The organism is Streptomyces sp. NPDC101225 (assembly GCF_044767585.1).
In the GTDB taxonomy this organism is placed as follows: Bacteria; Actinomycetota; Actinomycetes; order Streptomycetales; family Streptomycetaceae; genus Streptomyces.
This window is the reverse complement of the sequence record NZ_JBIWOE010000009.1, coordinates 198213-220757: the sequence shown is the minus strand read 5'-3', so window position 1 is coordinate 220757 and position 22545 is coordinate 198213. Positions and strand designations below refer to the sequence as shown.

The window sequence follows — 22545 nt, the reverse complement described above, 5'->3', positions numbered from 1 at the left end:
CCCCGCAGTTGAACATCCCGTGAAGGGCAAACGTGTCCATAACCCGTCGTTCCGTGCAGATCTTGGGCGTCGCCGCCGCTTCCTCCGCGCTCGCCCTGAGCGCCGCGGGCAGCGCGCTCGCCTGCAACATCAGCGAGTTCTCCGCCGAAGCCAAGTGCGACGGCACCCAGGGCGTCATCACCGTCACCGACAAGGACGGCTCCGGCACCCCGGCCACGATCACCGTGTTCCTCGAGAACAACGGCGCGGACGTCCAGAAGGTCGGTGAGCAGGAGGTCACCGGTTCCCGTGAGGGCGTCACCGTCACCTTCAACGAGGACTGGAAGCCGAACGCCGAGTACCGCGTCCACGTCACGGCCGGGAAGAACAAGAACCGCCCGATCGTCGACAAGGACATCACGCCGAACCTGACGACCCCCTCCGAGGGCTGCTCGAAGGGCGAGCCGACCCCGTCGCAGTCGGAGAGCAGCACGCCTCCGGCCGACGAGACCCCGAGCGCGACCCCGTCCGCCTCGGAGAGCAGCTCCGCTCCGGCCGGCACCTCGAGCAACGCGCCGTCCCCGGCGGCCGGTGACTCGAACCTGGCCGAGACCGGTGCCAACTCCAACACCGGCCTCATCGCCGGTGTCGCGGGCGCCCTGGTCGTGGTCGGCGGCGGCGCCGTCTTCTTCGGCATGCGTCGTCGTGGCGCGAGCACCAAGGGCTGACGCCCGACCCGCACTGCCGCTGTGGCCCGTCCCCGTATCCCCGGGGGACGGGCCACGGTCGTGTCAGGCGTACCGTCAGGCCGACGGTCGGGCCAGTACGACGATCTCGGCCGCGTCGAACTCCACACCGACCGTGTCCCCGACCTCCGGCGCCGCCCGCAGCGCGCACGCCGCCTCCAGGCGCGGCGCCTCCTGAGGCTGGAGGCGCAGGGCGACGTGGGTGCCCTTGAAGGTACGCGCGGCGACCGTGCAGCGCAGACCTTGGTCGGCGGCGACCAGACGGACGCCGGCGGGGCGCACGAGGAGCGTGCGCGGGCCCTGGGGGGTGTCCTCGGGCACCGGCAGCTTGCCCCACGGGGTGTCCGCGGCCTGGCCGGCCACCGCGCCCTCGACCACGTTGTCGAAGCCGAGGAAACGGGCCACGAACGCGTCCGCGGGCCGCTGCCAGACCTCCAGCGGGGTACCGGACTGCGCGATCCGCCCGTCGCGCATGACCACGACCCGGTCGGCGAGCGCGAAGGCCTCGCCCTGGTCGTGCGTCACGGCGAGGACGGTGGTGCCCAACCGCCCGAAGAGTTCCCTCAGTTCGACGACCAGTCGCTCCCGCAGCGAGCGGTCGAGCTGCCCCAGCGGCTCGTCCAGCATCAGCAGCCGGGGACGGGGCGCGAGCGCCCGGGCCAGCGCCACCCGCTGCTGCTCCCCGCCGGAGAGGGACGCGACGGCCCGGCGGGCGGCCCCCGGGAGGCCGACGAGATCCAGCAACTCCCCCACCCGCTCCTCCTGCTGGGGGCGGGAGGCACCGCGCATCCGCAGCCCGAAGGCGACGTTGCCGCCCACGTCCCGCTGCGGGAAGAGCTGGTGGTCCTGGAACATCAGGCCCACGCCCCGCCGGTGGGCGGGCACGCCCGTCTGGTCCCGGCCGTCGAGCGAGACCCGGCCGCCATCGAGGGGCTGCAGCCCCGCCACCGTCCGCAGCAGCGTCGACTTGCCGCTGCCGCTGGGCCCGAGCACACACACGATCTCGTGCTCGGCGACATCGAGGCCGACGGCGTCGAGCACGGCCCGGCCGCCGAAGCGGACCGTCGCCTCCCGCAGGCTCAGCAGCATCTAGAACTCCCCCGTCCGATCGGTACGCAACCGCTCCAGCACCAGCAGCGCCACCGCGCACACCACCATCAGAATCGTCGAAAGGGCCATCGCCTGCCCGTAGTTGAGGTCTCCCGGGCGTCCGAGGAGCCGCGCCACGGCGACCGGCAGCGTCGGATTGTCGGGGCGCGCGATGAACACGGTCGCCCCGAACTCCCCGAGCGACACGGCGAACGCGAAACCCGCCGCGACCAGCAACGCCCGCCGTACCAGGGGCAGATCGACCTCCCGCCACACCCGCCAGGGAGACGCCCCGAGCACGGCCGCCGCCTCCCGCAGCCGCGCGTCCACCGCCCGCAGCACCGGCAGCATGGTCCGCACCACGAAGGGGACGCCCACCAGCGCCTGGGCGAGCGGCACCAGGATCCAGGAGGCGCGCAGGTCGAGCGGCGGCTTGTCGAGGGCGATCAGGAAGCCGAAGCCGACGGTCACCGCGGAGACGCCCAGCGGCAGCATCAGCAGCGCGTCGAAGGCACGCACCAGCCGGCCCGCGTCCCGGCGGGCGAGGGCCGCGGCGGCGAGAGCGCCGATCAGCACCGCGATGGCGGTGGCGGCGGCCGCGTACTGGAGGGAGTTGCCGATCGCCTCGATCGGCGGGACGAGGAAGGTGCCGCCGCCGTCGTGGGTCAGCGACCGGTAGTAGCCGAAGTCCGGGGCGTCCAGCGACCGTTGCACCAGCACGGCGAGCGGCAGCACGAGCAGCACGGCGACGGTGGCGAGGACGCCGGCGAGCAGCCCCCACTCCCGCGCCCCGCGCGGCCGCCGCGCGGTCACGGACGCGTCGACCAGGCGCAGGGCCGTCTCGCGCCGCCGTACGGTCCAGGCGTGCACCGCGAGGATCGCGCCCACCGCCAGGAACTGCACGACGGTGAGCACCGCGGCGGTGGAGAGGTCGAAGATCTCGGACGTCTGCCGGTAGATCTCCACCTCGAGCGTGGAGAAGGTGGGCCCGCCCAGGATCTGCACCACGCCGAAGGAGGTGAAGGTGAAGAGGAAGACCATGAGCGCGGCCGCGGCGACGGCGGGCGTGAGCGCGGGCAGCGTCACCCTCCGCCACGCCCGCAGCGGCGAGGCGCCCAGCATCCGCGCGGCCTCCTCCTGCCGCGGGTCGAGCTGGCCCCACAGGCCGCCCACGGTACGGACGACGACGGCGTAGTTGAAGAAGACGTGCGCGAGCAGGATGGCCCACACGGTGGTGTCCAGCCGTACCCCCCACAGTGCGTCGAGGAACCCTCCGCGGCCGACGAGCGCGAGGAAGGCCGTACCGACGACGACCGTCGGCAGCACGAACGGGACGGTGACCACGGCCCGCAGCACCTGCTTGCCGGGGAAGTCGAAGCGCGCGAAGACGTATGCGCCGGGGAGCGCGATCAGCAGCGTGAGCGCGGTCGAGGCGAGCGCCTGCCAGGTGGTGAACCACAGGACGTGCCGGATGTCGGACTGCGCCACGACGTCCGCGATCCGGCCGAACCGCCAGGTGCCGTCGACCTTGAGCCCGCGCGCCACGATCGCGGCCACGGGCCAGGCGAAGAACAGCGCGAAGAACGCGACGGGCACGGCCATGAGGCCGAGCCGCGCCGCGCTCCCCGCGCGCCGGGCACGGACGGCTACTTCAGTACGAGTGACGTCCACGACTTGACCCACTGGTCACGGTTCTCGGCGATCTTGCCGGGCGCCATCCGCTCCGGGTCCTTGGCCGGCTGCCCGTACTTCTGGAACTCGGCCGGAACCCGGGCGGCCTTGCGCACCGGGTAGACGAACATGTTCAGCGGCATGTCGTCCTGGAACTCCTTGCTGACCAGGAAGTCCAGCAGCGCCTTGCCGCCCTTGGTGTTCTTGGCGTTGCTGAGCAGTCCCGCGTACTCGATCTGCCGGAAGCAGGTGCCGTACGCCGTCCCGGTCGGCGCCGTCTTCGGCTTCGGGTCGGCGTAGATGACCTCGGCGGGGGGCGAGGAGGCGTAGGAGACGACCAGCGGCCGGTCGCCCTTGGCCTTCTTGCCGCCGGCCGAGCCGGAGAACTCCTCGTTGTAGGCCTGCTCCCAGCCGTCGACGACCTTCACGCCGTTGGCCTTGAGCTTCTTCCAGTAGCCCTGCCAGCCGCCGTCACCGTACCGGGCGGCCGTGCCGAGCAGGAAGCCGAGACCCGGCGAGGAGGTGGCGGCGTTCTCCGTGACGAGGAGGTTCTTGTACTCGGGCTTGACCAGGTCGTCGAACGACTGCGGCGGCGTCAGCCCGTGCTTGCTGAAGTACGCCTTGTCGTAGTTGACGCAGATGTCGCCGGAGTCGATGGGGGTGACCCGGTGCTTGGCCTGGTCGACGCGGAACTCCGGCAGGATCATGTCGGAGCCCTTCGCCTCGTACGGCTGGAAGAGGCCGTTGTCGAGCGCCCGCGAGAGCAGGGTGTTGTCGACGCCGAAGAAGACGTCGCCCTGCGGGTTGTCCTTGGTGAGGATGGCCTTGTTGACGGCCTGCCCGGCGTCGCCGTCCTTGAGGACGTGGACCGTGTAGCCGGACCGCTTCTCGAAGTCGGCGAGGACGCTCTTCGAGACGGCCCAGGAGTCGTGGCTGACGAGGGTGACGGACGTGGAGCCGCCGGAGCCGCCGCTGCCGGACGAGGACCCGCAGGCGGACAGCGTGACGAGGCCGAGACCCACGGCGGCTGCCGCGAGCTTCCTGTAGTTGTTCACCGAATTCCTCCTGGCTGACCAGGAAGAGACGCGGCCCTGCCCGGGACCGGCGGACAGGGCCGACGGCTCCCGGGCAGGGCGCAACAGCTTGAGTGATCACCGAACTTCCTACCCAGAATGACCTGGGCAAGGTTCAGAGGGTCTGCGGCCCGGTTGCCGCACTCTCAGCGCTGTGGCGCTCCCCTGTCGGAATATGCAGATGTGTGTACGGGTGTTCGGTACGGGTGTTCGTACCGGCTCAGGTTACCGCTCGGTGGCCGCGAGCTGACCGCAGGCCCCGTCGATCTCCTGCCCCCGGGTGTCCCGGACCGTCACCGGTACACCGTGTGCGGCGATGGCCTCGACGAAGGCCTTCTCGTCCTCGGGACGGGAGGCGGTCCATTTCGAGCCGGGCGTCGGGTTGAGCGGGATCAGGTTGACGTGCACGGGCTTGCCCCTGAGCAGCCGTCCGAGGCGGTCGCCGCGCCAGGCCTGGTCGTTGATGTCCCGGATGAGCGCGTACTCGATGCTGAGCCGGCGCCCACTCCTGCCGGCGTACTCGAACCCGGCGTCGAGGACCTCGCGCACCTTCCACCGCGTGTTCACGGGGACGAGGGTGTCGCGCAGCTCGTCGTCGGGGGCGTGCAGCGAGATCGCCAGCCGGCACTTCAGTCCCTCGTCGGCGAGACGGTGGACGGCCGGCACGAGCCCGACGGTCGAGACGGTGATGCCGCGCTGCGAGAGCCCGAGCCCGTCCGGGGCCGGGTCGGTGAGCGCGCGGATCGCCGTGACGACCCGCTTGTAGTTGGCGAGGGGCTCGCCCATCCCCATGAAGACGATGTTGGACAGCCGCGCCGGCCCGCCGGGCACCTCCCCGTCCCTGAGGGCCCGCATCCCGTCCACGATCTGATGGACGATCTCCGCGGCGGAGAGATTCCGGTCCAGCCCGGCCTGCCCGGTGGCGCAGAAGGGGCAGTTCATCCCGCAGCCGGCCTGCGAGCTGATGCACATGGTGACCCGGTCCGGGTACCGCATCAGCACGGACTCGACGAGCGTCCCGTCGAACAGCCGCCACAGCGTCTTGCGGGTGGTGCCCTGGTCGGTCGACAGATGCCGTACGACGCTCATCAGCTCGGGCAGCAGCGCCTCCTGCAGCCGGCCGCGCGAACCGGCGGGGATGTCGGTCCACTCCGCCGGGTCGTGCGCGTACCGCGCGAAGTAGTGCTGCGAGAGCTGCTTGGCACGAAACGGCTTCTCCCCGATCTCGGCGACCGCCTCCTTGCGCTCGGCGGGCGAGAGATCGGCAAGATGCCGCGGCGGCTTCTTGGCTCCGCGGGGGGCTACGAAAGTGAGTTCTCCGGGCTTAGGCATGGCGGTACCAGTGTCGCAGATCGACTGGTGTGACAACCTGCCGCCGCAGGTGTGCCCCCGCACCGGCGCAGGCACCGCATCGGTGGCCGGGGCGGGGGGTCGGGTGGGCCGTGGACCGGTGGGGAGCGTCGCCCGTCGGCTACTGCTGAGAGTCGCTCGCCGTGTGCTCCAGCTTGTTCCTGAGGAGCTGCTCGTTGCGCGGGAGTTCCTTGCGGACCTGGGGGCGGACGAGGAGCGGCAGCAGGACCTTTCCGATGCCGTGCCCCTCGAAGTCCAGGTCCATCGTCAAACGGGCGCGGCGGCCGTCGTCGAGCGGCTCCACCGCCCCGTGGAAGGTGCCCCTGACCGGGCCGTCGACGCCGCGCAGCCCCCAGCTGTGCGGCGGCTCGTACTCGGTGAACTCCATGGTCATCGGCATCTCGCGGCGTCCGACCCGGCGGGTGACCCTGACCCGTGAGCCGGGGTGGAGCGGACCGGCGTCGAGCTGCTCGGCGGAGACCGCGCTCAGCTGCCACTCCGGCAGATGGGAGGGATCGATGACGTACGCCCAGACGTCCTCGGGAGTCCGGTCGACGTCGATCTCTTCATGGAAGGCGGACATGACGCCCCCCTTTCAGGATGATCCGCGGATGATCCCTTTTGAGGGCTTACAGCAGAATCGTCCCACTCGGCCGACGGTGACGCCATCGGCCGGCGGGACGTTCCGTGCCGTCAGCCGGAGCCGACGAAGAGGACCAGCAGCAGCCACACCACGGGCGCGGTCGGCAGTAGCGAGTCCAGGCGGTCCATGATGCCGCCGTGGCCGGGCAGCAGCGTGCCCATGTCCTTGATGCCCAGGTCCCGCTTGATCATCGACTCGCCGAGGTCGCCCAGCGTGGCGCTGGCGGCGACCGCGAGGCCCAGGAGCAGGCCCTGCCACCAGACGCCGTCGTCGATCAGGAACTGCAGGCACAGCGCGCCCGCGACCATCGCGAAGCCGACCGCGCCGAGCAGCCCCTCGCGGGTCTTGCCGGGACTGATGCGCGGCGCCAGCTTGTGCTTGCCGAAGCGCCAGCCGACGGCGTACGCGCCCGTGTCGCTGACCACCGTCAGCAGCAGGAAGGTCAGCACCCGCCAGGGGCCGTCCTCGGCCGCCAGCATCATGGCCACGAAGGTGGCGAGGAACGGCACGTAGAACGCCGCGAAGACGCCCGCCGTGACGTCCTTGAGGTAGCCCTCGGGCGGTTCCGTCATGCGCCAGACGAGGACGGCCAGGGCGGTCAGAGCCATCGCGACCCAGGCGCCCTCGGCGCCCCGGACGTACCCGGCGACCACCATCGCGGCACCGCCGAGCGCCAGCGGGACCAGCGGCGCCTTGATGCCCTTGCGCTCCTCGAGCCGGCTGGTCAGCTCCCACAGGCCCACCACGACGGCGACCGCGACGACCCCGACGAAGACGGCCTTGACGACGAACAGGGACGCGATGATCACCACGCCGAGTCCGACGCCGACCCCTATGGCCGCGCTCAGATCGCGCCCCGCGCTCTTCTTCTGCGGCGGGGGCGCCGGCTGCGGGGCGTCGGGCATGGGCTCCGGATTCTGCTGCACCACCCCGTAGGGCGGCGCCTGCGGGGTCTCGTCGCGGAACAAGGGGCCGCTCAGCCGAGCGGCCCCCCGGTCGTCATCCTGGTCACCGCCGTACGCGGGTCCCTCGGGCACGATGGGCATGGGGCGAGTCTGCTGCGCCTCAGGCGCATCGTACGCGGGACCCGCCGGGGCAGCCCCTTGGACAGGCCCCTGGTCCGACGGCCCCCAGTACCCGGGCTGTGAACCGGTGTGCGGCGGCGCTCCCCAGGAAGAGTCGTTCATCAGACCTCGAGCAGCTCCGCTTCCTTGTGCTTCAGGAGTTCGTCGACCTGGGCCACGTACTTGTGCGTGGTGTCGTCGAGTTCCTTCTCCGCACGGCGGCCCTCGTCCTCGCCGGTCTCGCCGTCCTTGATCATCTTGTCGATCGCGTCCTTGGCCTTGCGGCGGACGGAGCGGATGGACACGCGCGCGTCCTCGGCCTTGCCCTTGGCGACCTTGATGTAGTCGCGGCGGCGTTCCTCGGTGAGCTCGGGGAACACCACTCGGATGATGTTGCCGTCGTTGCTCGGGTTGACGCCGAGGTCGGAGTCGCGGATGGCCTGCTCGATGTTGCGCAGGGCCGACTTGTCGAACGGGGTGACGACCGCCATGCGCGGCTCCGGCACGGAGAACGAAGCCAGCTGGTTGATCGGCGTCGGCGCGCCGTAGTAGTCGGCCACGATCTTGTTGAACATCGCCGGGTGCGCACGGCCGGTGCGGATCGCTGCGAAGTCCTCCTTGGCGACCACGACGGCCTTCTCCATCTTCTCCTCGGCCTCGAGGAGGGTCTCTTCGATCACCACTTGCTCCTGCGTGTCTTGAGTAAGGCCCGGCTGCGGTTCCTTGGTGGGGCGGCGGCCGGCTGCGTCGCGTCTTCTTCCTGCACGGTTCCCGACCGGCAGGACATTGTCCATCCCCCGGTCAGGGTCCGTAGGTGTTGCCGGTCAGTCCCGGCTGCCGCGGTCACCCACAAGCGTGCCGATCTTCTCACCCTTGACGGCGCGGGCGATATTGCCCTCCGCCAGAAGCTCGAACACGAGGATCGGCAGTTTGTTGTCGCGGCACAGCGTGATGGCCGTGGCGTCGGCGACCTTGAGGTCGCGGGTGATCACCTCGCCGTACCCGAGGGAGTCGAACTTGACCGCGTCCGGGTTGCGTTTGGGGTCGGAGTCGTAGACGCCGTCCACGCCGTTCTTGCCCATCAGCAGCGCCTCGGCGTCGATCTCCAGGGCGCGCTGGGCGGCCGTGGTGTCGGTGGAGAAGTACGGCATGCCCATCCCGGCGCCGAAGATGACCACGCGGCCCTTCTCCAGGTGCCGTACGGCACGCAGCGGGATGTAGGGCTCGGCGACCTGGCCCATGGTGATGGCGGTCTGCACCCGGGACTGGATGCCTTCCTTCTCCAGGAAGTCCTGCAGGGCGAGGCAGTTCATGACGGTGCCGAGCATGCCCATGTAGTCGGAGCGGGCCCGGTCCATGCCGCGCTGCTGGAGCTCGGCGCCGCGGAAGAAGTTGCCGCCGCCGATGACGACCGCGATCTGCGCGCCGTCCCGCACGACGGACGCGATCTCACGGGCCATCTTGTGCACCACGTCGGGGTCCACACCCAGGCCCCCGCCGCCGGAGAATGCCTCACCGGACAGCTTCAGCAGAAACCGACCGGTTACTTTGCCGTCGTCGCTCTTCTGGGCCTTGGTGGTCATCGAGATCCCGCCTCTTTCACGTGGTGCACATACGAAGAAGGCCACTGCCGGTGGGGTGTCGTTCGCAACCCATGCGCGGCAATGGCCTCCTCGTCAGATCTGCTGTCGCCCGTCACACGCGCGCGTGACGGCGTACCGGACGACTGCTCCCGACCCTATCGGGCCGGGACGCCGCTCGCGGCACGGACTCAGATGCCGACCTTGATACGCGTGAAGCGCTTCAGGGTGACACCGGCCTCGTCCAGAATCTTCTGGACCGACTTCTTGTTGTCCAGCGCGTACGGCTGGCCGAGGAGCGTGGCGTCCTTGAAGAAGCCGTTGAGGCGACCCTCGACGATCTTCGGCAGGGCGGCCTCGGGCTTGCCCTCGGCGCGGGTGGTCTCCTCGGCGACGCGGCGCTCGGACTCGACGACCTCGGCCGGCACGTCCTCCTTCGCGAGGTACTTCGGCGCGAAGGCGGCGATGTGCTGGGCGATGCCCTTGGCGACCTCGGCGTTGGGCTTGTCGAACTCGACCAGGACACCGATCTGCGGGGGCAGGTCGGGCATCGTGCGGTGCATGTACGCGAGGACGTAGCCGTCGGAGTACTGCGCGAAGCGGTCCAGGACGATCTTCTCGCCCAGGTTGGCGTTGGCCTCGTCCACGAACGCCTGGACGGTCTTGCCAGCCTCGATCTCGGACGCGAGCAGGGCGTCGAGGTCGGCCGGGGCGGTCTTGGCGACGTGCTCGGCGATCGCGTTGGCGACGGCCTGGAACTTCTCGCCCTTGGCGACGAAGTCCGTCTCGCACTTCAGCTCGACGAGGACGCCGGAGGAGTTGTCGTCGGCGATGATGGAGACGACGGCGCCGTTCTCGGCCGAGCGGCCCTCGCGCTTGGCGACGCCCTTCTGGCCCTTGATCCGGAGCGCCTCGACGGCCTTGTCGACGTTGCCCTCGGCCTCGTCCAGCGCCTTCTTGCAGTCCATCATGCCGGCGCCGGTGAGCTCACGAAGCTTCTTGACGTCGGCGGCGGTGTAGTTCGCCATGAGTCTTTGAATCTTTCTCGAAGTCTGGAAGATCGAAGATCTACGGGGTCCACGGCCCCATGCGGTCGGGGGCCGTGGACACTCCGCCGACCTACGGGTGAACGGCGGGAGCGGCTTTCACCGCGCCGGAGGCGCTATTGGCTGCCGGACCGCTCCCGCCGTCAACTTCAGGACGCTGACGTTCAGGCCTGCTCGGCGTCCGCAGCCGGAGCCTCGGCCGCGGGGGCCTCGGTGGCGGGAGCCTCGGCCGCGGGGGCCTCGGTGGCGGGAGCCTCGGCCGCGGGGGCCTCGGCGGCGGCCTGGGCCGGCTTCTCGGCCTCGTCGGCCTTCTTCTCGCCCTCGAGCAGGTCGCGCTCCCACTCGGCGAGCGGCTCGCCCGCGGCCTTCTCGCCCTTGCCCTCGGTGGCGACACCGGAGCGGGCGATGAGGCCCTCGGCGACCGCGTCGGCGATCACACGGGTGAGCAGGGTGACGGAGCGGATCGCGTCGTCGTTGCCCGGGATCTTGTAGTCGACCTCGTCGGGGTCGCAGTTGGTGTCGAGGATCGCGACGACCGGGATGTTGAGCTTCCGGGCCTCACCGACCGCGATGTGCTCCTTCTTGGTGTCCACGATCCAGACGGCGCTGGGCACCTTCTGCATCTCGCGGATACCGCCGAGGGTCTTCTCCAGCTTGGCCTTCTCGCGCGAGAGCACGAGAAGCTCCTTCTTGGTCAGACCGGACGCGGCGACGTCCTCGAAGTCGATCTGCTCGAGCTCCTTGAGGCGCTGCAGACGCTTGTAGACGGTCGAGAAGTTGGTGAGCATGCCGCCCAGCCAGCGCTGGTTGACGTAGGGCATGCCGACGCGGGTGGCCTGCTCGGCGATGGCCTCCTGCGCCTGCTTCTTCGTACCGACGAACATGACCGTGCCGCCGTGGGCGACGGTCTCCTTGACGAACTCGTAGGCGCGGTCGATGTACGACAGCGACTGGAGCAGGTCGATGATGTAGATGCCGTTGCGCTCGGTGAAGATGAAGCGCTTCATCTTCGGGTTCCAGCGACGGGTCTGGTGACCGAAGTGGACGCCGCTTTCCAGCAGCTCCCGCATCGTGACGACGGCCATGGCCGTTCTCCTTGGTTTTCTCGGTTGTGCCGCGGGGACCGGACGGCTCCCGCGCCTGACGCCCGCATGCGCCGTGCCACGAAGGACCGAGGAGCGCTGACACCGGCTTGTGACCACCTGGTGTCGGGGCGTGCGAAGTCGACCCGGTGACCCGGATCGCCAGAAGAAGTGTACGGGACCGGCGAGGCACCGGGTGACGCCGCTGTCCACAACCGCGCGGTGGTCCACAGGTCCCGGCCATGACCGCCGGGAGTGCGGGACGGTTGCGGCATGCGAGCGAAACGAAGCGGGCGGCCGCCATGGGCGGAACTGCTGTCCCTGGCCCTGGTCTCCCTGGCCCTGGCCGGCCTGACCCCGTGGGCCCGGGCGGACGCCCCGCCCCCCGTCCCGCCCCGGCCCCCGCCCACGCCGGCCTCCGGCCGCGCCTGGCCGGTGGGAGTGCGCCCCGCCGTCCTACGGGGCTGGGAGCCCCCGGCGACCCTCTACGGCCGCGGCCACCGGGGCGTCGACCTCGCGGCCCCGCCCGGCGCCCCGGTGCGAGCGGCGGCGCCCGGCCGCGTCTCCTTCGCCGGCCGGGTGGCGGGCCGCGGCGTGGTCTCCGTGGGAGTCGCGGGCACGCACTTGCGTACGACGTACGAACCGGTCAAGGCGACGGTGCGCAAGGGGGACGAGGTGAAGGCGGGTGAGGTGGTGGGGACGGCGGAGCCGGGGACTTCGCACTGCGCTCTCACGTGCGTGCACTGGGGCTTGCTGAGGGGCGGGGTCTATCTGGATCCGCTGTCCCTGCTGCCACCGGGATTGCTGCGGAGGGGACCGTCGCGGCTGCTGCCGGTGCTCGGCGTGCCGCTGCCGCACGGGCCCGCCCGGCCGGCGGACGGCCGCGCAGCGCCGGCTCAGCCCCGTACGCCCCGCAACGCCATGCCCACGGCCGCGTCGGCGACGTCCGACGGCACCTCCGCCCCCAGCTCGATCCGCCGCACGGCCGCGTCCACGATCCCCTGAAGCAGCATCGCGGCCAGCCGCGGCTCGGAGTGCCCCGTCCGGGACAGCGCGTCGACGATCATCGCCACCAGCCCGCCGTGCGCGGCCCGAATCTTCTCCCGGGCGCCCGCGTCCAGCTCGCCGGCGGAGATCGCCACGACGGCGCGATGACGCCGGTCCCCCACCAGCTCCAGTTGCTGCCGCACGTACGCCTCGATCTCGGCCTCGGCCGTCCCCTGCCGCTCCATGGCCGCCGCGACCTCCGCGGCCCACACGGGGAAGTCGACCTCGCACAGCTCCTCGACGACCGCCGCGCGGGAGCGGAAGTACTCGTACACGGACGACCGCGCGAGCCCCGTCCGCTCGGCGAGGGCCGGGAAGGTCAGCGCCTCGGTCCCACCCTCGGACAGCAACGACCGGGCCGCGTCCAGCAGGGCGGCCCGCTGCATCGACCGGTGCTCGGCCACGGAGGCCGCTCGAATCCTTGGCACGTCGACCACTTTACGGACGGACCACCCCCGGCGGGAGGCGCTCACGCGCCTCAGCGGCCGAAGCTCGCCAGCTTCGCGCGCAGCTGGAGCACCGACTTGGTGTGGATCTGGCTGACCCGGCTCTCGGTCACACCGAGCACGTTCCCGATCTCGGCGAGCGTGAGGCCCTCGTAGTAGTACAGCGTGACGACGGTCTTCTCCCGGTCGGGCAGCGTGTTGATCGCCCGGGCCAGAAACCGCCTCAGCTCCCGGTCCTCGGCCACCTCGACGGGGTTGTCGGCGGCGGTGTCCTCCAGCGTGTCCATCAGGCTCAGCCGGTCGCCGCCCTCGCCGCCCACGTGCAGCAGCTCTTCCAGGGCCACCACGTTGGCCAGCGACAACTGGCTGAACACCGCGTGGAGTTCGTCGACCGGGATGCCCATCTCGGCGGCCACCTCGCCCTCGGACGGCGTCCGGCGCAGCCGCGCCTCCAGGGTCGCGTACGCCCGCTCCACGTTCCGCGCCTTCTGCCGCACCGAACGCGGAATCCAGTCCAGCGCCCTGAGCTCGTCGATCATCGCGCCCCGGATACGGGTGATCGCGTACGTCTCGAACTTGATCTCCCGGCCGATGTCGAACTTCTCGATCGCGTCGATCAGCCCGAACACCCCGGACGAGACGAAGTCGGCCTGCTCGACATTGGGCGGCAGGCCGACGCTCACCCGTCCCGCCACGTACTTGACCAGCGGCGAATAGTGCAGGATCAGCTGCTCCCGCAGCCGCTCGTCGCCCGTGTCCTTGTACGACCGCCACAGCTCGTCGAGCGTCGAGGGAGCGGGCGGTCGCACGCTGCCACCGTCACGGGCGGCTGGGGGGATCGCCGCCCGGTCGGACCCGGAGGTGTGCTGGGGCATTCGTCGCCTTGTGCCGTTCTGCCGTGAAGTGAGGGTGCCTGGGTGAGCTGTCGGTCTGATGTCGAGATGCCTGTCTGCGTCGGAATCCACGTGAGCGTAGCGTGACTGGAGTGTCGCGGTGAGCGAAGGGCGGCCCGTGACCCGTGCGCAGATACGTTCCTCGGTGCGCCCCACCGGGTCGGGGCGACGGCTCGCAGCGAGCGGCCCGGAACGCCAACTGCGGGTATTTCCACAGGTCTCGGGCTTCCCCCGGACGGCCGAACCCCCTCCGTCAGCACCGGTTCCGGCCTCCGTGGACGGAGATCATCGCCTGGCGTGTCAACTTCCAGCCGTCGCCGTGTCGTTCGACGTAACCAAGTGATCGGAGTTCGTACAGTCTCGCGATCGCGTCGTCCTGCGTGGTCTGCGCGTCCCGCGCGATCGCCCCGGGCGGGGCCGCGCCGCGGCCGGGCACGGCGGCCAGCACACGCCGGGCGCCCGGCTCCAGCAGATCGCGGGGCAGTACGGGCCCGCGCCGCTCGGGGGCCAGCTCCCCCATGGCGCCGACCAGCTCGACGACGTCCGCGGCGTCGGTGACGAGCGCGGCGTCGCCCCGCAGGAGCTCGTGCACCCCCGCGGACAGACCGCTGGTGGCCGGTCCGGGCACCCCCATGGTGTGTCGTCCCAGCCGCTGCGCCGCCCGCGCCGTGACCAGCGAGCCGCTGCGGTGCGCCGCCTCGACGACCACGGTGCCCCGGGTCAGGGCGGCGATCACGCGGTTGCGGACGATGAATCTGCTCGGTGTCGGATGATCACCGGGTGGCAGCTCCCCGACGACGAGGCCCTGCTCCGCGATCCGGGTGATCAGCTCGGTGTGCCCGGGCGGGTAGGGCCGGTCGACCCCGCAGGCGAGGACCGCCACGGTGGCGCCGCCGGCCCCGAGCGCGCCCCGGTGCGCGGCACCGTCGACCCCGTAGGCGCCACCGGAGACGACCACCCAGCCGCGCTCGGCGAGGCCCGCGCCCAGCACGGCCGCCATGTGGGCGCCGTACCCGGTGCAGGCGCGCGCCCCCACGACGGCGACCGAGCGCAGGGCCCACATCCGCAGACCGGCCCGCCCGCGCACCCACAGTCCGCAGGGCCGGGCATCGCCCAGGTCGTCGAGCTGTCCGGGCCACTCGCCGTCCCCCGGCACCACGAAGCGCACCCCGGCCTCCCGCGCCACCGCGAGGTCCCGCTCCGGTTCGGCCAGCCGGGCACGGGCCAGCAGTCCCGCCCAGCGCCTGCCGGTGACCCCGGCGAGCCGCGGCCCGTCCTCGCGCAGGCGCCGGGCGACCTCCCGGGCCCCGAGCTCCCGCACCCACCGCCCGCCGGCCTCGTCGCCCGGTTCGAGGACCCGGGCCAGGAAGGCCCGGGCGAGCCGCTCGGCGCCGCGGTCGTCGCCGGCGCTCACGCCGGCGCCCCGATCGCCATCGGGACACCCCGCGGGACTCCCGTGCGCAGCTGCAGGGCGAGGGCCACGTCCGTCGCGCCGGGACGGCCCCGGCCGGCGAGGTCCGCCACGGTCCAGGCGACCCGCAGCACGCGGTCGAGCCCGCGGGCGGTGAGCACCCCGCGCTCCAGATTGCGCTCGGCGTCGTCCATGGCTCCCGGTGCCGCGTGCCAGCGGCTGCGCAGCTCGCGCCCGGGGACCTCGCTGTTGGACCGCCAGGGGGTGCCCACGAGGCGTGCTGCCGCGCGCTCCCGCGCCGCCCTGACCCGGTCGGCGACCGCGGCGGTGGACTCGCCCCGGGCACCGGGCACGGTCAGCTCGGCGCGGGTGACCGGGTCCACCTCGACGCGCAGGTCGACCCGATCGAGCAGGGGCCCGGACAGCCGGGCCTGATAGCGGCGGATCGCCGACGGCGGGCACTCGCACAGCGAGTCCCGCTGCGAGAAGCGGCCGCACGGGCACGGGTTGGCGGCGAGCACCATCAGGAATCTGGCCGGGAACCGCACCACTCCCGCGCTGCGCGCGATCACCACGTGCCCCGCTTCCAGGGGCTGCCGCAGGGCGTCGAGGGTCTGGCCGTGGAACTCCGGAGCCTCGTCCAGGAAGAGCACCCCACGGTGGGCCAGCGACACCGCCCCGGGGCGCGCGACGCCCGGACCGCCGCCGACCAGGGACTGCATCGTGGCCGAGTGGTGCGGGGCGCAGTAGGGCGCGACGTCGATCAGGGGCTTGCCGGGCGGCAGCAGCCCGGCGACCGAGTGCACCGCGGTGACCTCGAGCGAGTCCTCCCGGGTGAGCCGGGGCAGTACGGCCGGCAGCCGCTCGGCGAGCATGGTCTTGCCGGCGCCGGGCGGCCCTTCGAGGAACAGATGGTGGCCGCCCGCGGCGGACACCTCCACCGCCGTACGGGCCGAGGTCTGGCCCACGACGTCGGCCAGGTCGTGGTCGTGATCGTGCGGTGCGGCGCCCAGGCTGTGCATGCCGGTGGCCGCTCCGGTGCCGGGCACGCGCAGCCCGGCCAGCAGCGGGTCCGGGCGGCCCAGCTCGTCCGGCTCCTCCTCGGGCACCGGCTCGTCGGCAAGGACGGCGATCAGCTGCCGCAGGCTGCGGATCCCGAGCACCGAGACACCGGGCACCAGCGATGCCTCGGCGGCCGCGCACTCCGGCACCACCACCTGCTCGTAGCCGGCGTCCGCCGCGGCCAGCACCGCGGGCAGGATGCCCCGCACCGGGCGCACCCTGCCGTCCAGCCCGAGCTCCCCGATCATCACGATGTCGGCGAGGACCCGCGGGTCGATCCGCTCCGCGGCGCCGAGCACCGCACAGGCCACGGCCAGGTCGAATCTTTGTTTGAGACGCTTCTAAGTGCCCGGTAGGGCTCTGACCTGCATCGGCCGTGACCTGCGGCCGAATCCAGTGGGTGCCTCCGGGAGGAAGTACGCGCTCCCCGCTTCTGGCCCTGACCGGCACCCTGCGGGCTCACAGTGAAGGACCTCTCGTGAAGTTTCGGACCGGGACCCACGTCCGCCATGTACCACTCGACGGCGGTACCCACGATGTACCCGAGCACTACGCCGTTGCCATCCCTGTCCCGCCTCGCGACTGGGACCGGGTCGCCCTACGGGCCGCGGCAAGTCTGGTCCTCGTCCTCACCCTGGTCTCAGTCACCTGGTCCACTTACAGCATCGGCGTACTGCTGGGACGCGGGATCGGGTTCGCCGCCGCAGTAGTGTTCGACCTGGGTTGGATGGTCAACATCCTCCTGGAATGGCTGAGCCGCTTCGACCCCGCCAAACGCGGCTTCTCCAAGCGCCTCGGATGGGCGCTCTTGGCTGCAACCATGGGCGCAATCCTCTGGCACGGTCTGCTGCTCGGCAGCCCGGCCCTAGGTGTCGTTGGGGCCGGGGTGAGCCTGTTCGCGAAGACGCTGTGGTTCGGCGTCATGCGCTTCATCGACCGGGATCTGTCCGAGGCCGACGCCGCGTGGGTACGGCAGGAGATGTCACGAGCGAACGCCGCTCTCGCCGTCGCGGACGTCCGCCGACAGGTTGCGCGCATCGAGGACCGGGCTGCGGCTGAACTCCTCGCCGCCGAGCACCTCCGCGCCCGGCTCTCCGGCACCCCGCCTGAGGTACCTGCGAAGCCAGCGAACAGGGCTCCCGAACAACCGAACAGCGATAGCGAACACGATGCGGACGAGGGGCCCGAGCGGCAGAACAACGTGCCGCTGACCAGCCCGAACAATGGCGAACACAACGACACTTCGCCGAGCATCGCCCACCTCGCTCGCGAACAGTTGCGCGCTGGCGTCACCAACGCCGCGGCTGTCGCGAACATCCTCCAGGTTCGCCCTGACGCCAACCCGGACTCCGTCGGCGCCACCGTCCGCCGTGAACGTTCCAAAGGTGCCGGTTACCTCTGACCCTCTGCCCATTCCCTCAGGATCCGCAGCTGCCCAGCGGGGGACTCCTGCGAAGGTCGTACACCTGCTCCCCCAGCGGGAGGCGATCCGGGCGTGCCGATGGCTATGGCCCTGGCGAGAGTTCAACGATGACGAGAAGGGCACGAAAATCCGATTTCCCAGATGTAGCATCCGGGAAATCGGTTGAGAGGGCACCCGTTGGCCAACGTATCCGTTTGTCAGGACTGCTGCCAGATCGTCAGGATCACCAAAGACGGCACTGTCGAGACCCACAGCAGTGAGCTCTACGGCGAGCGTGCGTGCAACGCCTCCGGTCTGCTGACGGGCCGCGTGGCGGAGATCGTTGCCGCCAGCGCCAGAAAGGCTCACCCTGTCAGGCAGAGCAGCAGCTCGCGATTACCTCCGGTACCAGCGCGACTCGCCGGGCATGGCGGCTCGCCGCGCCTCCCCGCTGCCGCTCCCGAGGCTATGCCAGCTCCAAAGTGGCTGCCGCAGTGGAAGGGCGGAAGCCTGGCTTCGGTGGTTCTTCCCGCCTCTGGATGGCTCGGTGTGTGGATGCCCGGCTACTCGAAGCCAACGCAGGCACACCGAGTGCAGGACCTGACGCAGCGCGCTGTGACGTCAGCCTGGAACGAGCGCATGGGGTGCTGGACGGTCAACAACCAACACTTCCAGTCCGTCGCGAACACACTGATGCGGCGACACAAGGTGATCATGGTAGGGCGCGAGTACAACCCTCTCGAGAAGTGCACGGCGAGCTGCAAGACCGCCCAAGGACCCTTGTGTACGTGTTCCTGCCGCGGCAAAAACCACGGCGGCGGACGATGGATGGCTGGCTGGTCGGTTGCCGGAGAGTTCGACTCCGTGGTCGATGGCAACCCATGGCACTGGTTGGTGGCCAGTTCGGCTTAGCGGAGGCATCGACGTTCCGGTGCGACGCTCGCCGGCGTCTGCGAACTCCATACAGTCTCAACTCGGTTCCGTACTGGTTCTGTTCAAGTGGAGGGGCTCAGATGAAGCACGGGGATGCGGACTACTTGGCTGCGTTGGAAGCCATGATGGAAGTTCTGAGGGCGTGGGCCCAAGAGGGCCGGACCGACACCTACAAGGCACTGAGCGAGGCCGTGGCACCGGAGCACCGGGTGCACTATCACGGCCGAATGATGTCGCTCCTCCTGGCGGACGTTTGCCGCCGGGACAGCAGCGGGCGTGATCCGATGTTGTCGGCCCTGGTGGTCAATGGGTCCACTGGTAAGCCTTCCGGCCAGTTCTTCGAGCTGGCCGTTACGGAGTTTCGCCGTAGAGACGCCGACTGGACCTGGGAGCGGGAGCGGGACGCAGTGTTCGACCGCTACAGCGACCCGGTCTTGCCGTGAGTATTGCTTAGGTTGCCGCGAGTGGCTGCCCGGCAAATCCGCGGCGCAGGGCAGCCAACGTCGAGGCCAGCTCCGGTGCAAAACCTGTCGGCTACGCCACGTCCTCTGCTGCGACGGCCGTAGAGCGGATCGACTTGATGACCGCCTCCATGCTGTCGATCTCCGCCTCTTCGAAGAGGTCTTCGGGGCCCTGGGGCGCCAGGGCGCTGAACGGCGACCCGTACAAAGCCTCGATGTCGGACGTGCCGTTGCGCGCAAGGTAGTCGATCAGCAGGTCCACGTAGCGCAGCTGAGCACTGGACAGAGTCCGTCCACGCTGAAAGTCGTCGAAGGCGTCACGAGCTGCGTCGCGGTCCAGGCCAGTTAGGGAGCGCAGGAAGACGCCGAGCCCGCCTTCGACGCTGCGGGTGCGGTCGAGGTCAGCCTCAGTACCGATGCCAGCCTCAAGGAACACCTGCTCCAACTCGGCCAAGTCAGTCGCGGTGATCTGCCGATTTCGGCGAATCTTCTGGATCGCCAGCTGGTCCTCGTGGGCGCGCAGGTAGATCTTCAGCTTCTGCTCGAACCGGGTCAGGTCAGCGCCAATCGCCGTGCCCTGCAACTGGGCGACCGACAGCTCTCCCAGTTCGTCCTCGAAGTCGGTGTAGACGATGTTGCGACGGGCCTTCTCAATGAGCTTGACCAGGCTCCGCAGCCGACGTCTCATCGACTCCAGCATCGGCAGGGTCACGTCCTGCCACCACTCGTCGCCGACCAGCTCATCGATCAACTCTTGCTGAGCCCGCACGACCGGGATCGTGTACTGGTCCTGCAGCGCCGAGGCTATCTCCTGCACCTGGGCACGCAGCCGGTCGTAGCCGGGATCGGCGCGCAACACTGCGAGCTGCAACCGCAAAGCGAGCAGATCGAAGCGCTTAGCCTCCTCGCTGCTGTCGTCGTCGCGAAACGCGGTAGGCAAACCCGCCAAGTGGTCGACGACTTGAGCATGCGCCTCCTGCGTCAGAGACAACCAGCTATCGAGGCCGGCGAACGCATCGAGGTACTCGCGCTTGGGGCGGACCAGGAAGTTGTCCGGGTTCATGGCGGTCACCTCCTGGTGCAGCCGATCCGCGAGGTGGTGCCGCAGTCCGGACGTGCTCATGGTGCCGTCGTCACCAGCTGCCTCTGCTTCGGCCTGTCCGTCCGCGGTGGGCTCCTGTCCGTCGAGGGCGAGCAGCAGGTCCGCGCGGCCAGTGAAGATTCTCTGAGTCAGGGACGGCCCGAGCTTTCCTTCGGCCTTCATGAGGTTCTGATTGAAGAACACGATGTTCTGGCACAGGTCGAAGACCAGGAACCCATCCTTGTCCCGGTTCGGGCCGAACAGGTCCGGGCACAGTCGGGTGCCTCGGCCTATCATCTGCCAGAACTTGGTCTTGGAACGAACGAGCTTGAAGAAGACCAGGTTCACGACCTCGGGCACGTCTACGCCCGTGTCGAGCATGTCGACGGAGATCGCGATGTGCGGCGCCTTGGTCGCGTCGGAGAACTGATCGATCAGGTTCTGCGCGTATTCCTTGCGGTACGTGATGACCTGGGCGAACTCCCCACGCAGGTGTGGGTAGCTGAAATCGAATCGCTCGGCGATGAACTCGGCGTGCGCGCTGTTGGCCGCGAAGATGATCGTCTTGCCGAGACGATCTCCGCCAGCCACACGGACACCGTGCTCCATCAGACTCGCGAGCGCCTTGTCCACCGTGTCCGCGTTGAACAGGTACTTGTTGAGCTCCTCCGAGCTGACCTCGTCGGGTACGCTGCCGTCCTCTGCCCAGTCGAGTTCGTCCCAGCGCTCCTTTTCCTCGTCGGACAGGTCGGCGTACCTGATGCCACCGCGCTGGAACTTCAGTGGTACCTCCACAGCCCGCGCAGGCACGAGATATCCGTCCGCGACAGCCTCCTCCAGGCTGTACACGTCGGTCGGTACGCCGTCCTCCAACTGGAAGCGCCGGTATGTGTTGCGGTCGATCTCGTCCTTCGGTGTCGCGGTCAGACCGACGAGTAAGGCGTCGAAGTAGTCGAAGATCGCCCCGTACTTCTGGTAGATCGACCGGTGCGCTTCGTCCACCACGATCAGGTCGAAGTGCCCCGGCCCGAAGCGGCGCATCCCCGTCTCGTCCACCTCGTTGATGAGGTTCATCAGCGTCGGGTACGTCGACACGTACACCCGTGCGTTGGAGTCCTTCTCCTCCAGGAGGCTGACCACCGGCGCCCCGGGCAGCTGCTGCTTGAACGCGTTGGTGGCCTGCTTGACCAGCACCTTGCGGTCAGCCAGGAACAACACGCGCTTGACCCAGTTGGCCCGCATCATTAGGTCGACAAGCGCAATCACTGTGCGGGTCTTGCCTGAGCCGGTGGCCATCACGAGAAGGGCGTGGCGAGCTGCATCGGACTCGAAGGCCTCCCCCACCCGCCGGATCGCGTGAGACTGGTACGCGCGGCCCGCGATCTGGTCGTTGATCGGCAGCTTCGCCAGGATTTGCCGCGAGGTCCGCCGCTGCACCAGCAGTCGCAATTCCTCCTTGGTGTAGAAGCCCTGAACCTCGCGCGGCGGGTAGTTTAGGTCGTCCCAAATGTACGTGTGATAGCCGTTGGTGTAGAAGATGATCGGGCGCTGACCGAACTGCTCTTCGAGCGCCTTCGCATACACCTTGGCCTGGTTCTGGCCATCCTTCGCGTCACGCGTAGTGCGCTTGGCCTCCACGACGGCCAAGGGCTTGCCGTCGTCGTCCCACAGAACGTAGTCAGCCTTGCCCCTGCCGGTCCTTGATGCTGATTCCGGCAGTCCGGAAAGCGGGAACTCTTTGTCCTGCACGCTATCCAGAGCCCACCCCGCCTCCTTCAGTAGGAGGTCGATGATCAGCGTGCGGGTTTGAGCCTCGTTGTAGTCGTGCGTGTCGACGCGCGCCTCGTTGGCTGCCTTCGCCGCTCTAATCTCCGCACGCAGCACCTGCAGTTCAGCATCGAGGGCCTCAGCCTTGCGCCGCTCTGCTGCCAGCGCCTCCTGCTGCGCGGCGTTTTGTTCGGCCTGCTTCTTCAACTCGGCCTGCTTGGCCAACTTGACGCTGGCCGGCTCCGGACGCGGCACCAACGTCGGGTCGAAGGACAAACCAGGGGCGGGAAGGTTCGCTTGGTCCGTGGCGTAGGTGCGCGCCAGCCAGTACATGACGTGGAACAATTCGCCAACGACCCGCATCGCGTCGTTCACCGACACCGGCGCCTTGCGATGGACAGCGGCATTCCCCTGACGCCGGATGACGTCCATCTTCGTGCGGATCGCCGGCCCCACGACCCGCACGAACGTCGGCTCCGAGAGCATGGCCGACAGGTCGTCCCGGTACGGCCGCTGCAGTGCCTCGTCCGCATCAAACATCCAGGTAACCAAGAGTTCTATGGTCCGCCTCGCGTAGAACACAGCCGCCCGCGGATCCGCCACAGCCAACCGCTCCGCATGTAGCGCCTCACTGCAGAGGTCAGGCCACTCACCCCTAAGAAACCCGAAGTTGCTCACGTGTGCCCTTTCTAGGCGTTCGGCCAACAGACGGGAGGGAA

General features: G+C 69.8%; 17 protein-coding genes, 2 pseudogenes and 1 riboswitch. Of the genes and pseudogenes, 4 read left to right on the top strand and 15 right to left on the bottom strand.

Annotated elements, in window-relative coordinates; genetic code table 11:
• Window positions 1-53: 53 nt before the first annotated feature.
• On the top strand, window positions 54-707 hold the full coding sequence (locus tag ACIRPX_RS16230) for an LAETG motif-containing sortase-dependent surface protein (RefSeq protein WP_404194099.1): 654 nt from the start codon (window positions 54-56) through the stop codon (window positions 705-707).
• A 75-nt stretch (window positions 708-782) separates the two neighbouring features.
• Here ACIRPX_RS16230 and ACIRPX_RS16225 read toward each other — a convergent pair whose 3' ends face one another.
• From ACIRPX_RS16225 to rpsB, 10 genes are all read right to left on the bottom strand, one after another.
• Entirely contained in the window at window positions 783-1814 is a 1032-nt protein-coding gene (locus tag ACIRPX_RS16225; RefSeq protein ID WP_404194097.1) for an ABC transporter ATP-binding protein, read from the bottom strand.
• Window positions 1815-3416, bottom strand: coding sequence for an ABC transporter permease (locus ACIRPX_RS16220; protein WP_404194094.1), 1602 nt, complete (start codon window positions 3414-3416; stop codon window positions 1815-1817).
• 44 nt (window positions 3417-3460) lie between these two features.
• Window positions 3461-4540 (bottom strand): thiamine ABC transporter substrate binding subunit, encoded by a 1080-nt coding sequence (locus ACIRPX_RS16215; protein WP_404194091.1) that lies wholly within the window; start codon window positions 4538-4540, stop codon window positions 3461-3463.
• Between the two features lie 87 nt (window positions 4541-4627).
• A riboswitch (TPP riboswitch) is annotated at window positions 4628-4735 on the bottom strand.
• A 48-nt stretch (window positions 4736-4783) separates the two neighbouring features.
• Window positions 4784-5890, bottom strand: a complete 1107-nt coding sequence (rlmN, locus tag ACIRPX_RS16210) for a 23S rRNA (adenine(2503)-C(2))-methyltransferase RlmN (protein WP_404194089.1) — start codon at window positions 5888-5890, stop codon at window positions 4784-4786.
• Between the two features lie 139 nt (window positions 5891-6029).
• Window positions 6030-6491 (bottom strand): SRPBCC family protein, encoded by a 462-nt coding sequence (locus ACIRPX_RS16205; protein WP_404194087.1) that lies wholly within the window; start codon window positions 6489-6491, stop codon window positions 6030-6032.
• A 110-nt stretch (window positions 6492-6601) separates the two neighbouring features.
• A complete protein-coding gene (locus ACIRPX_RS16200; protein WP_404194085.1) occupies window positions 6602-7738 on the bottom strand; it encodes a phosphatidate cytidylyltransferase in 1137 nt (378 codons plus the stop codon).
• The gene (frr, locus tag ACIRPX_RS16195; RefSeq protein ID WP_380854729.1) at window positions 7738-8295 is read right to left on the bottom strand and encodes a ribosome recycling factor; all 558 of its coding nucleotides are present in this window, start codon (window positions 8293-8295) and stop codon (window positions 7738-7740) included. Before frr ends, ACIRPX_RS16200 begins: the two co-directional genes overlap by 1 nt.
• Before the next feature lie 144 nt (window positions 8296-8439).
• The gene (gene pyrH, locus ACIRPX_RS16190) at window positions 8440-9198 is read right to left on the bottom strand and encodes a UMP kinase (protein ID WP_404194081.1); all 759 of its coding nucleotides are present in this window, start codon (window positions 9196-9198) and stop codon (window positions 8440-8442) included.
• 188 nt (window positions 9199-9386) lie between these two features.
• The gene (tsf, locus tag ACIRPX_RS16185; RefSeq protein ID WP_404194079.1) at window positions 9387-10223 is read right to left on the bottom strand and encodes a translation elongation factor Ts; all 837 of its coding nucleotides are present in this window, start codon (window positions 10221-10223) and stop codon (window positions 9387-9389) included.
• Between the two features lie 182 nt (window positions 10224-10405).
• Entirely contained in the window at window positions 10406-11326 is a 921-nt protein-coding gene (gene rpsB / locus ACIRPX_RS16180; protein WP_404194076.1) for a 30S ribosomal protein S2, read from the bottom strand.
• 270 nt (window positions 11327-11596) lie between these two features.
• Here rpsB and ACIRPX_RS16175 point away from each other — a divergent pair.
• Window positions 11597-12178 (top strand): annotated as a pseudogene (locus tag ACIRPX_RS16175) (murein hydrolase activator EnvC family protein); the annotation flags it as partial.
• A 41-nt stretch (window positions 12179-12219) separates the two neighbouring features.
• Here ACIRPX_RS16175 and ACIRPX_RS16170 read toward each other — a convergent pair.
• The 4 genes and pseudogenes from ACIRPX_RS16170 to ACIRPX_RS16155 form a co-directional block, all read right to left on the bottom strand.
• The gene (locus ACIRPX_RS16170) at window positions 12220-12774 is read right to left on the bottom strand and encodes a TetR/AcrR family transcriptional regulator (protein WP_404194274.1); all 555 of its coding nucleotides are present in this window, start codon (window positions 12772-12774) and stop codon (window positions 12220-12222) included.
• Between the two features lie 74 nt (window positions 12775-12848).
• Window positions 12849-13691, bottom strand: coding sequence for an RNA polymerase sigma factor WhiG (gene whiG / locus ACIRPX_RS16165; protein WP_404194073.1), 843 nt, complete (start codon window positions 13689-13691; stop codon window positions 12849-12851).
• A gap of 271 nt (window positions 13692-13962) precedes the next feature.
• Entirely contained in the window at window positions 13963-15123 is a 1161-nt protein-coding gene (dprA, locus tag ACIRPX_RS16160) for a DNA-processing protein DprA (RefSeq protein WP_404194071.1), read from the bottom strand.
• A pseudogene (locus ACIRPX_RS16155) lies at window positions 15120-16505 on the bottom strand (YifB family Mg chelatase-like AAA ATPase); the annotation flags it as partial. The gene dprA and the pseudogene ACIRPX_RS16155, both read right to left, overlap by 4 nt.
• 155 nt (window positions 16506-16660) lie before the next feature.
• Between ACIRPX_RS16155 and ACIRPX_RS16150 the strand changes: the two are divergent.
• Together ACIRPX_RS16150 and ACIRPX_RS16145 are read left to right on the top strand one after the other, a co-directional pair.
• Entirely contained in the window at window positions 16661-17584 is a 924-nt protein-coding gene (locus tag ACIRPX_RS16150; protein WP_404194068.1) for a hypothetical protein, read from the top strand.
• A 1013-nt stretch (window positions 17585-18597) separates the two neighbouring features.
• Window positions 18598-18960: a hypothetical protein gene (locus ACIRPX_RS16145; protein WP_404194066.1), complete on the top strand. Its 363-nt coding sequence runs from the start codon at window positions 18598-18600 to the stop codon at window positions 18958-18960.
• Window positions 18961-19051: 91 nt separating this feature from the next.
• Here the strand turns inward: ACIRPX_RS16145 and ACIRPX_RS16140 are convergent, their stop codons facing one another.
• On the bottom strand, window positions 19052-22504 hold the full coding sequence (locus ACIRPX_RS16140) for a DEAD/DEAH box helicase family protein (RefSeq protein WP_404194064.1): 3453 nt from the start codon (window positions 22502-22504) through the stop codon (window positions 19052-19054).
• Between the last annotated feature and the right edge of the window lie 41 nt (window positions 22505-22545).